Genomic DNA, 10,619 nt, shown 5'->3' with positions numbered 1-10,619 from the left:
CCGCAGAGCGTGCGGCAGGCCGCATTCAACGCGGTTTCACGACGGTTTCACTGCCCGGGAACCGGCCGTACGGGCCCGCCGCCGGTCGCTCCCGTGGGGTTCATGTCCCGATCTCCTGGCACATCCGAGAGTTAACGGGTCATTGGGGCACATGCGGTGTGAAGGCGGGGTCGGGCCGGAAATCATCTTGTCATGAACCTGCGATCCGACGGGCGGATCGCGGTCTCATGGAGGTGTTGGATGCACCGCAGACTCGCCACCGGTCTCGCCGCCTCGACTCTGGCCCTGGTCGCCGTCGTCGCCACCGCTACGGCCGCCACCGCCGTACCCGCCGACAAGCCCCAGGTCCTCGCCGGCTGGACGCAGACCAGCGCGTCGAGCTACAACCTCTGGGCCGCCGCCCGCGCCAACCAAACCGCCTGGTCCGCCTACGAGTTCGACTGGTCCACCGACTACTGCTCCGACTCGCCCGACAACCCCTTCGGCTTCCCCTTCGCCACGTCCTGCGCCCGCCACGACTTCGGCTACCGCAACTACAAGGCCGCCGGCAGCTTCGACGCCAACAAGTCGCGGCTCGACAGCGCCTTCTACGAGGACCTCAAGCGTGTCTGCACCGCCTACAGCGGGGCCACCGCGACCGCCTGCAACAGCACGGCATGGACGTACTACCAGGCCGTGAAGGTGTTCGGCTGACGCAGCGTCAACCGACCGGAAAGTGCGGGACGTCGATGTCCGGCGTCCCGCAACTCCGGCTCCCGCCAAGCGGGTTCACACCGCGACGACCCGAACCCCCGCCTCCTCGAACCGCCTTGCCGTCTCCGGCGACACCGCCGTGTCCGTCACCAGCGTGTCCACCGACTCGGCCGGACAGATCCGGGCGAAGGCCCGCTGCCCGAGCTTGCTGGAGTCGGCCGCGACAACGACACGCTCGGCGCGCTCGCACAGCAGCCGGTTGATCGCGGCCTCCGCCTCGTCGTGGGCCGCCGCGCCGTGCGTTACGTCGAAGGCGACGACACCGAGCACCGCCACATCGACGGTGATCTGCGAGAGCACCCCGTCCGCGAGCGGCCCAACGAGTTCGTACGACTGCGGGCGCGCGACCCCACCGGTCAGCACGATCTTGAACTGGGGCCTTACGGCAAGCTCGTTGGCGATGTTGAGCGCGTTGGTCACGATGGTCAGCGCGGGTGATCCGGAGCTTCCGGGGGCTCCGGATGTGAGGTCGCCGCGCACGGCCAGGGCGCGGGCCACCTCCGTGGTCGTCGTACCGCCGGTCAGGCCCACCGCCTCGCCCGGCGCGACGAGTTCGGCGACCGCCTTGGCGATGCGCTGCTTCTCGGAGGCGTGCCGGGCGGTCTTGTAGCGCAACGGCAGTTCGTACGACACCCCGTGCACCACGGCGCCGCCCCGGGTGCGCACCAGCATCTGCTGCTCGGCGAGCTGGTCGAAGTCGCGGCGGATCGTGGCGGCCGACACCGCGAGGTCGGCGGCCGCCTCCTCGACATCGAGCCGCCCGCGCTCCACGAGCAGCTCCAGCAGCGCCTTCCAGCGGGCGTCGCGCGACATCCGCACTCTCCGTTCCTCGATTCTCCGCGACCCTAGCGCACGTCCCCTTGGTTCAATTGCTTGATTGTGCTCGAAAGCTAGCTATATCTTGCAGGAACGAGCATATCTGGGAGGGGTACGGCATGACCTATGTCGAGGACGAGCTGAAGAGCCAGCCCGAGTGCTGGATACGCGCCGCGTCGGAGGCGTCCAGGTACCGGGACGTGCTGCCGGTGCCGGGGGAGCGGGTCGCGATCGTCGGCTGCGGCACCTCGTACTTCATGGCCCAGGCCGTCGCCGCCCTGCGCGAGGGGGCGGGCCAGGGCGAGACCGACGCCTTCGCCGCCTCCGAGTTCCCGTACGGCCGCCCGTACGACCGGGTCCTGGCCCTCACCCGCTCCGGCACGACCACCGAAGTGCTGGAACTCCTGGGGCAGTTGAAGGGCCGCACCCGCACCACCGCGATCACCGCCGACCCGCACACCCCCGTCATGACGGCCGCCGACGACATCGTGGTCCTCGATTTCGCCGACGAACGCTCCGTCGTGCAGACCCGGTTCGCGACCACCGCGGTCACCCTGCTCCGCGCCCACCTCGGCCTGCACACCGACGCTGTGGTCGCCGACGCCCGCACCGCGCTCGCCGCCGAACTGCCCGGGCAGCTCGTCGCTTGCACGCAGTTCACCTTCCTCGGTCGCGGCTGGACGGTCGGCCTCGCGAACGAGGCAGGCCTGAAGATGCGCGAGGCCTCACTCTCCTGGACCGAGGCCTACCCGGCGATGGAGTACCGGCACGGCCCGATCAGCATCACCACCCACGGCACCGCCACCTGGATGCTCGGCGAGGCACCCGAGGGACTCGCCCAACAGGTGCGCGCCACCGGCGGGTTGTGGATCGAGGGCGGCCTCGACCCGCTCGCCGAACTCGTCCGCGCCCAGCGCCTCGCGGTCGCCGTCGCCGGGCACCGCGACCTCGACCCCGACCGCCCGCGCCACCTCACCCGCTCGGTGATCCTCGCCCCCTGAAAGGAACAGGACAGACCGTGCCCCTCGTCACCACCGGCGAACTCGTCACCCGCGCCGCCGAGGCCCGCTCCGCCGTGGCCGCCTTCAACATCATCACGCTGGAACACATCGAGGCCGTCATCGCCGGCGCCGAGTCCGCCGAGGCGCCCGTCGTCCTCCAAGTCAGCGAGAACGCCGTCAGGTTCCGCCACGGCCAGCTCCTCCCGCTCGCCCGCGCGGCCGTCGCCGCCGCCGAACGGGCCGCCGTACCCGTCGCGTTGCACCTTGACCACGTCCAGAGCGACGACCTGCTGCGCCAGGCACCCGGGGCCGGCTTCAGCTCGGTCATGTACGACGCGGCCCGTCTGCCCTACGCCGACAACCTCGCCGCGACCCGCGCCGCCGCCGACTGGGCGCACTCCCAAGGGCTGTGGATCGAGGCCGAGTTGGGGGAGGTCGGCGGCAAGAACGGCGAGCCGCCGCTCGACGCCCATGCACCCGGCACCCGCACCGACCCCGCCCAGGCCCACGCCTTCGTCACCGACTCCGGTGTGGACGCCCTCGCCGTCGCCATCGGCAGCACGCACGCCATGACCACCCGTACGGCCACCCTCGACCACGACCTCCTCAAGCGGCTCGCCGCCACCCTGGACGTCCCCCTCGTCCTGCACGGCTCCTCGGGAGTCCCCGACGACGAGCTGACCGCGGCCGTCGCCGGCGGCATCACCAAGGTGAACGTGGGCACGGCCCTCAACCTCGCGCTGACCGGCGCGATCCGCGCCTACCTCGCCGAGCACCCCGAGGCGGTCGACCCCCGCAAGTACCTGAGCGTGGGGCGGCAGGCGATGGCCGGGGCGGTGGCCCGCATCATCGGCGTGCTCGCCGCACCGGGCCCTAGCGCTTGACGGCCTTCAGCACCACGAACTTCGGGTCGCTGGCGACGAGTTGACTGTTACCGAACAACCGCTTGAGCTTCACGTGGTAGGCGAGATGCCGATTGCCGATCACGTGGAGCTCTCCGCCCGGCCGCAGTGCACGCTTCGCGTCGCTGAACATCCGCCAGGCTGTCGCGTCGGTCGTCGCCTGGTGGGAGTGGAACGGCGGATTGTTCAGCACGAGGTCCACACTCTCGGCCGCAACCCCGGTCAGCCCGTCCCCGACCCTGAACTCGGCCTGCCCCGGCACCCCGTTGGCCTTGTACGTGGCCTCCGCCGACGCGACCGCCTGGAACGACTCGTCCACGAAGAGGACTTCGGCCTCGGGATCGGCCAGCGACACCGCCGTACCGACGACACCGTTCCCGCATCCGAGGTCAACGACCCGGCGCAGCCCGCGACTTGAGGGCAGGTGCTGAAGCAGGAACCGGGTGCCGATGTCGAGGCGCTCGGCGCAGAACACACCCGCGTGATTGACCACGGTCCGTCCCGAGACGACACCGATGCCGTCGGGCAGGGCGTAGCTGTGCGGCCACGGATTGATGGCACGCGCCCCCGACGACCGGGGCGAGCAGTGGATCAACCGGGCCTTCTTCTCGGCCAGGGAGGTCCGGGTCGGCCCGAGGATCCGCTCGAACAGTTTCAGCGTCGAGGTGTGGATCTCCTTGACCATGCCGGTGCCCACGACCACCGTGCCGGCGTGCACCCCGGGCGCCAGCCGCAGCAACTGGTCCTCCAGCAGCGCGAGACTCTTCGGCACCCGCACCAGCAGCACGTCGACGCGCTCGGGCGGCGGATCCTGGGTCGTGAGCAGCCGTACGGAATCGGCGGCGACCTCGTTGCGCGCGAAGTTCGCCTTCGTCGCCTCCTGGGTGAGGAACGAGTCCGTGATCTGCACCGGGCCGTACTCCGCGAGCGCCGTGGCCAGGGCGCCCCAGCGGTCGCCCACGATCACGAGCGTGCCGGACGGCGGGGTGTCCTGTTCCGCGAGATGTCGCAGCAGGTACTCGTCGGAGGCGTCCCAGGCGCGCAGCCGGTCGCGCGGGTCCTCGGGGAAGCGGGCCAGGGCGCACTCGCCCCACGGAGTCGTCATGCGGTCGATATGGTCGTCCATCGTGCGCCAAGGCTAACCGAGTACCAGCTCACGGCCGGTCGGGGCAGGATGGAGCGCATGGACGCCGAGCTGTTTCCCCGGGCCCGCACGGAGATCGCGCCGGGCGCGGTGCACGTGCCGGACTGGCTCGACCCGGCCCGCCAGCGCGACCTCCTCACAGCCTGCCGCGAGTGGGCCCGCCCACCCGCCGGCCTGCGCACGGTCCGCACCCCCGGCGGCGGCACGATGACCGCCCGCCAGGTGTGCCTGGGCTGGCACTGGTACCCGTATGCCTACGCCGAGACGGTCGTCGACGGCGACGGCACCCCGGTGAAGCCGCTCCCCGCCTGGCTCGACGAACTGGGGCGGCGCGCGGTCGCCGACACACTGGGGGCGCCGACGGCCTCGTACGACATCGCACTGATCAATTTCTACGACGGCGACGCCCGCATGGGCATGCACCGCGACAGCGACGAGAAGTCCGACGCACCGGTCGTCTCCCTCAGCCTCGGCGACACCTGCGTCTTCCGCTTCGGCAACACCGAGACCCGTACGAAGCCGTACACGGACGTCGAGTTGAGGAGCGGCGACCTGTTCGTGTTCGGCGGCCCGTCGAGACTGGCGTACCACGGGGTGCCGAGGGTGTACGAGGGGACGGGGCCGGGGGAGTTGGGGCTACGGGGAAGGCTTAACGTGACGCTGAGAGTGGGTGGCTTCTAGGCGAGGGTGCGCTTCGAAAGGGGCGCGGGGAACTGCGCGACCAGCCCCCACCGGCCCGCACTATGACCACAACCCCCACCGGCTCTCGATACGGATCATGGGAGACTCCCCCTCATGAGCGGCGAAGGGACAACCTCAAGAGCGCGGCTGGACCGAGGACGCGGAGCCCTCGGCCCCGCACTGGAGCTCGTGCACACCGGCCGCGCCCCCACCCGCGCCGTACTGACCGCAGAGCTGGGCGTGACCCGCGCGACGGCCGGCGCGGTCGCCGCCGAGCTGGAGGCACTGGGCCTGATCAGGGTCGACGCGAGGCCCGGCGCGGCGGCAGGCTCGCAGGGCCGCCCCTCGCACCGGCTCGCGGTCGCCGAGGACGGCCCCGTCGTGCTCGCCGCCCAGGTGCACGCCGACGGCTTCCGCGCCGCGCTGGTCGGCCTCGGCGGCCAGATCGTGGCGACGGCCCCCGGCTGCGAGGCCGTCGACGCCGACCCGGCGAAGGTGCTCGGCTCGGTCGTCGAGGCGGGTGCGGAGCTGCTGCGCGAGACGGGCCGACGCTGCGTGGGCGCCGGACTCGCCGTGCCGTCCGCCGTCGCCGAGCCCGACGGACTGGCGCTCAACCCGCTGCACCTGGCCTGGCCCGCGGGCGCGCCCGTGCGGCGGATCTTCGCCGAGTGCGTGCGCGCGGCCGGCCTCACCGGACCCGCGTTCGCGGGCAACGACGTCAACCTCGCCGCGCTCGCCGAACACCGGCACGGCGCGGGCCGGGGCGCCCGGGACCTGCTGTGCGTGGCGACCGGGCACCGTGGTGTAGGTGGTGCGCTGGTGCTCGACGGGCGTCTGCACACGGGGAGTTCGGGACTCGCGCTGGAAGTCGGACACCTCACCGTCAACCCCGAGGGCCGCCCCTGCTACTGCGGCAGCCGCGGCTGCCTCGACGTCGAGGCCGACCCGCTCGCCTTCCTCACGGCCGCAGGCCGCGACCCCGGCCCCGAGGTGTCCCTGCTCCAGCAGTCCAACGACCTGATCCGCCGGCACTACGACGACCTGTCCGTCCGCAGGGCCGCCGAGACGCTCATCGACCGGCTCGGCCTGGGGCTCGCCGGGCTGGTGAACATCCTCAACCCCGACCGGATCATCCTCGGCGGACTGCACCGCACCCTCCTGGACGCCGACCCCGATCGGCTGCGCGCGGTCGTCGCCGACCGCAGCCTGTGGGGGCAGAGCGGGGGCGTGCCGATCCTCGCCTGCACCCTCGACCACAACAGCCTGGTCGGGGCCGCCGAGTTGGCGTGGCAGCCCGTGCTCGACGACCCGCTGGCGGCGCTTTCCTGACCGCGTGGACGGCACGTGACGCAAGGAATTGACGAGCCCGTTGGGAGCCGGGCCGGAGTAGGTCTATCGTCGGAAACCTAAGGCCAGAGGATGGAGGCGGCCGGTGATGCCGCAGGATGAGCCCGTGATCGGATGCACGGGGCAGGTGATCATCGGAACCCGTGGGAACGCGGGCCCCGGCGAGGTCCTGGTGCGCGTCCGGGGCGGCTCCGAGACCTTCCTCGCATGGTCGGACGATCCCCTGCCCACGGGGGCGACCGTGCTCGTGATCGAGTCGCGTGGGGGTCGTGAGGTCCACGTCATCGAATGGGTGGATCCATTGGACGCGCTCGGCGGGGACCCCGCCGGCGCAGAGTGAGGAGTACCAATGTTCGGTTACCGCGTTCCCGCTCCCGATGAGGCGATGCTGATCTCGGGTGGCAGGCGGGGACTGGGGGGCGCGCCGTTCCGAGTGGTGACGGGGCACGGAAAGTTCGTGCTCCCGGTTTTCCGCAAGACCCGTTTCCTCACCCTGGCGATGTGCGAGGCGGAGGTCACCGAGACCTGCGTGACCCGGCAGGGCATCGCCCTGAACGTCCGCGCCGTCATCGCCTTCAAGGTCGGCAACGACACCGAGAGCATCATCAACGCGGGCCAGCGCTTCCTGTCCGACCAGGACCAGATGTCGGTGCTGACCGGCCGCATCTTCGCCGGCCACCTGCGCGCCATCATCGGCTCGATGACCGTCGAGGAGATCGTCACCGAGCGGCAGAAGCTCGCCGCCGAGGTCCTGGACACCTCGAAGATCGAGATGGCGAAGATCGGCCTCATCGTCGACTCGCTCCAGATCCAGTCGATCGACGACGGCGCCACTGGCTACATCGACGCGATGTCCGCGCCGCACAAGGCGGCCATCCAGCGGCAGGCCCAGATCGCCCAGGCCCAGGCCACCCAGGCCTCGGCCGAGGCGGAGCAGGCGGCGGCCCGCAACCAGGCCGAGTACGCCCGGCAGACCGCGATCGTCAAGGCCGAGTACTCGGCCGAGGTGGACCGCGCCCAGGCGCAGGCCGCTCAGGCCGGACCGCTCGCGCAGGCCCACGCCCAGCAGGAGGTGCTCGCCGCGCAGACCGAACTGGCCCAGCGCCAGGCCGAGTTGCGCCAGCAGCAGCTCGTCGCCGAGATCGTCAAGCCGGCCGAGGCCGAGGCCCAGCGGATCAAGCTGCTCGCCATCGCCGAGGCCGACCGCATGAAGATCCAGGCCGAGGCCGCGGCCTCCTACGACCGGGTCGCGCTCGACCGCATGCTGATCGACCAGCTCCCGCAGATCGTGAAGGAGGCGGCGGGCGGCCTCGCGGGCGCCAACGTCAACGTCCTCAACGGCGCCGACGGCCTCGGCGAGATCGCGGCCGGCCTGGTCTCGCAGGGCCTCACGATCCTCGACTCGGTCCGGGGCAACCTCGGCAACGCGGACAACGACGGCCGCCGCCCCGGCGACGAGGTCAAGAACCTGCTCCAGCTCCCGGCGAAGAAGGACGACAAGAAGGACGACGGTCCGGTGGACCTCGACTGACAGACGCGTGAGGCGGGGCCGGTCCTGTCAGGGAGCCGTGAGGCTCCACAGCGTCGCCACCAGCGGGCGGCGCAGGTCCGCCCGCCGTACGCACAGCCCGATCGGGAGCGGCTCCGGCGCGGGATCCGCCGCGACGACCGTCAGCCGCTCCCGTACGGCACTGCACTCCAGCACCAGCCGGGGCACCACACCCGTTCCGCAGCCCAGCGCGACCAGCGTCAACAGCCCTTCGTGGCCGTCCGGTTCACAGGCCACGTCCGGTGTCGTGCCCCGGGTCCGGAACCAGCGGTCGGCCGCCTCCCGGACCAGACCCCGGTACGGCAGCACGAACGGGCCGTCGAGATCCGGATCGGCACGGTCCCGCGCGGTGACCAGCACCAGCTCGGTCACCGCGACCGTCCGGCTCACCAGCGGCTCCGGCAGCCGCGCCGGGATGCCCGCGACCGCCACGTCCACCTCGCCCTCGTCGAGGCGGGCCAGCGCCGCCGCCGCGTCACCGGTGCGCAGATCCAGCCGTACCTGCGGATGCGCGGCCCGGAACGGCGCCAACAGGTCAGGCAGCAGGGCCTGGCAGGCGGTCACCGTGGCGAACAGGGTGAGGCTGCCCGTGAGTTCGGCCGGGTCGGGATGCTCCTCGCGGTAGGCGCGCCACAACTCCAGTGCCTGGACGGCGTATTCACGGAACCGGTGCCCCTCCGCCGTCAGCGACACCCCGCGCGCCCCACGGTCGAACAACCGGTGCCCGAGGTCGGCCTCCAGCCGCTGCACGGTCCGCGTCAGCGTCGCCGGACTCACATGACAGTCGAGACTCGTCCGCCCGAAGTTCAGAGTCTGCGCCAGATGCAGAAAAAGACGCAGCTCCCGACGCTCGTCCCGCATGCCGTGACCTGTCCCTTTCACTTCTCGCAACAGTCCGCTGCACACATTGCGCTTGCCGCAACACTCGCCCGGAGCCTACAACTCGACCATGACCTCGACCACGCACACCTCCGCCGTCTTCACCCTCGAAACGATGGACGTGCCCGGCGGCACGGAGACCATCCTGCGCGGCGGCCGGCATCTCTTCCCGGTGCTCCCGCAGGCCTTCGCCGGCGTCCGCCGCATCGGCGTCATCGGCTGGGGCCCGCAGGGCCGCGCCCAGGCCCGCAACCTGCGCGACTCCCTCGCCGGTACGGACATCCGGGTGAGTGTCGGACTGCGCCCCGGCTCGGCATCGGCCGCCGACGCCCGCGCCCACGGCTTCACCGAGGAGGACGGCACACTCGGCGACTGGCTCGCCGTCACCGCCGACAGCGACCTCGTCGTCCTCCTCATCGCGGACGCCGCCCTCGCCGCCCACCACGAGGAGATCTTCGCCGCGCTCAAGCCCGGCGCCACCATCGGCCTCTCCCACGGCTTCCTCCTCGGCCATCTCCGGGCCACCGGCGGCGAGTTCCCGCCCGGACACGGCGTCATCGCCGTCTGCCCCAAGGGCATGGGCGACTCCGTGCGCCGCCTCTACGAGCAGGGCGCGGAGACCAACGGCGCGGGAATCAACAGCAGTTACGCCGTCCACGCCGACCCCGACGGCAGGGCCACCGACCGCGCGCTCGGCTGGTCGGTCGCGCTCGGCTCGCCGTACACCTTCCGCACCACCCTGGAGAGCGAGTACCGCTCCGACATCGTCGGCGAGCGCGCCATCCTGCTCGGCGCCGTCCACGGCATCGTCGAGAGCCTCTACACGCGCTACCGCCTGTCCGGCGACGACCCGGTGACCGCGTACGAGCGCTCCTGCGAGAACGTCACCGGACCCATCGCCCGGACCATCTCGCACGCCGGACTCCGCGCCGTCCGCGAGGAGTTGGACCCGGCCGGACGCGAGGTCTTCGACCGAGCGTACTCGGCGACCTACGGCCCCGCCCGCGAGATCGTCGCCGAGATCTACGACGAGGTCGCCGACGGGACCGAACTGCGCAGCGTCGTCCTCGCCGAACGGCGGCTCGGCGCACGGGAGATGAGCGGGATCGGCGGCTCACCCATGTGGGCCGCAGGACCGGAGGTCCGCGCCCGGCGGGCCGAACGCGCTCTGCCCGTCGAGCCGTTCACCGCCGGGGTGTTCGTGGCGACGATGACCGCCCAGGTCGACGAGTTCGCCGAGCGCGGCCACCCCTGGTCCGAGATCGTCAACGAGTCGGTCATCGAGGCGGTCGACTCCCTGCTGCCCTACATGCACGCCCGCGATGTGGCGTACATGGTCGACAACTGCTCCCGCACGGCCCGCCTGGGCACCCGCCGCTGGGGCCCGCGCTTCCAGGCGGCCTACGAGCAGATCGCCTACCCGGCGTCCGAACTCCCGCCGAACGAGGCCCTGTTGGCGGCCTTCGACACCCACCCCATGCACGAGGCACTGGCCGCGGCGGCGAAACTGCGGCCGTCCGTGGACATCTCCGTGGCCTAGGCGCCGG

Annotated in this window: 11 protein-coding genes; 8 read left to right on the top strand and 3 right to left on the bottom strand. The window is 71.7% G+C overall.

Annotation, left to right across the window (positions count from 1 at the left end; translation table 11 throughout):
- The first annotated feature begins 240 nt into the window (after positions 1-240).
- Positions 241-693, top strand: a complete 453-nt coding sequence (locus ACQHII_RS05270) for a phospholipase (RefSeq protein ID WP_427918106.1) — start codon at positions 241-243, stop codon at positions 691-693.
- A gap of 75 nt (positions 694-768) precedes the next feature.
- On the opposite strand, the gene ACQHII_RS05265 is transcribed toward ACQHII_RS05270, so the two are convergent.
- Positions 769-1,566, bottom strand: a complete 798-nt coding sequence (locus ACQHII_RS05265) for a DeoR/GlpR family DNA-binding transcription regulator (RefSeq protein ID WP_427918105.1) — start codon at positions 1,564-1,566, stop codon at positions 769-771.
- A gap of 122 nt (positions 1,567-1,688) precedes the next feature.
- On the opposite strand from ACQHII_RS05265, the gene ACQHII_RS05260 reads away from it, so the two are divergent.
- Both ACQHII_RS05260 and ACQHII_RS05255 read left to right on the top strand, forming a co-directional pair.
- Positions 1,689-2,570 (top strand): SIS domain-containing protein, encoded by an 882-nt coding sequence (locus ACQHII_RS05260; RefSeq protein WP_427918104.1) that lies wholly within the window; start codon positions 1,689-1,691, stop codon positions 2,568-2,570.
- 17 nt (positions 2,571-2,587) lie between these two features.
- On the top strand, positions 2,588-3,454 hold the full coding sequence (locus ACQHII_RS05255) for a class II fructose-bisphosphate aldolase (RefSeq protein WP_427918103.1): 867 nt from the start codon (positions 2,588-2,590) through the stop codon (positions 3,452-3,454).
- On the opposite strand, the gene ACQHII_RS05250 is transcribed toward ACQHII_RS05255, so the two are convergent.
- Positions 3,444-4,577 carry a methyltransferase gene (locus ACQHII_RS05250; RefSeq protein ID WP_427925232.1) on the bottom strand — a complete coding sequence of 378 codons (1,134 nt, stop codon included), beginning with the start codon at positions 4,575-4,577 and terminating at the stop codon, positions 3,444-3,446. The two genes, ACQHII_RS05255 and ACQHII_RS05250, sit on opposite strands and share 11 nt — an antisense overlap.
- 78 nt (positions 4,578-4,655) lie before the next feature.
- On the opposite strand from ACQHII_RS05250, the gene ACQHII_RS05245 reads away from it, so the two are divergent.
- The 4 genes from ACQHII_RS05245 to ACQHII_RS05230 all read left to right on the top strand — a co-directional run bounded on the left by ACQHII_RS05245 (position 4,656) and on the right by ACQHII_RS05230 (position 8,175).
- Positions 4,656-5,297 (top strand): alpha-ketoglutarate-dependent dioxygenase AlkB family protein, encoded by a 642-nt coding sequence (locus ACQHII_RS05245; RefSeq protein WP_427918102.1) that lies wholly within the window; start codon positions 4,656-4,658, stop codon positions 5,295-5,297.
- Between the two features lie 114 nt (positions 5,298-5,411).
- Positions 5,412-6,626, top strand: a complete 1,215-nt coding sequence (locus ACQHII_RS05240; RefSeq protein WP_427918101.1) for an ROK family protein — start codon at positions 5,412-5,414, stop codon at positions 6,624-6,626.
- 106 nt (positions 6,627-6,732) lie between these two features.
- A complete protein-coding gene (locus ACQHII_RS05235; protein WP_427918100.1) occupies positions 6,733-6,984 on the top strand; it encodes a hypothetical protein in 252 nt (83 codons plus the stop codon).
- 9 nt (positions 6,985-6,993) lie between these two features.
- Positions 6,994-8,175, top strand: coding sequence for an SPFH domain-containing protein (locus ACQHII_RS05230; protein ID WP_427918099.1), 1,182 nt, complete (start codon positions 6,994-6,996; stop codon positions 8,173-8,175).
- 27 nt (positions 8,176-8,202) lie between these two features.
- Here the strand turns inward: ACQHII_RS05230 and ilvY are convergent, their stop codons facing one another.
- Positions 8,203-9,054, bottom strand: a complete 852-nt coding sequence (gene ilvY / locus ACQHII_RS05225) for an HTH-type transcriptional activator IlvY (protein ID WP_427918098.1) — start codon at positions 9,052-9,054, stop codon at positions 8,203-8,205.
- Positions 9,055-9,142: 88 nt separating this feature from the next.
- Between ilvY and ACQHII_RS05220 the strand changes: the two genes are divergently transcribed.
- Positions 9,143-10,612, top strand: a complete 1,470-nt coding sequence (locus ACQHII_RS05220) for a ketol-acid reductoisomerase (RefSeq protein WP_427918097.1) — start codon at positions 9,143-9,145, stop codon at positions 10,610-10,612.
- Positions 10,613-10,619: the final 7 nt, after the last annotated feature.

This window comes from Streptomyces sp. cg40, from assembly GCF_050320165.1.
Classification (GTDB): Bacteria; Actinomycetota; Actinomycetes; order Streptomycetales; family Streptomycetaceae; genus Streptomyces; species Streptomyces hokutonensis.
This window is presented reverse-complemented; position numbering and strand designations above follow the sequence as displayed.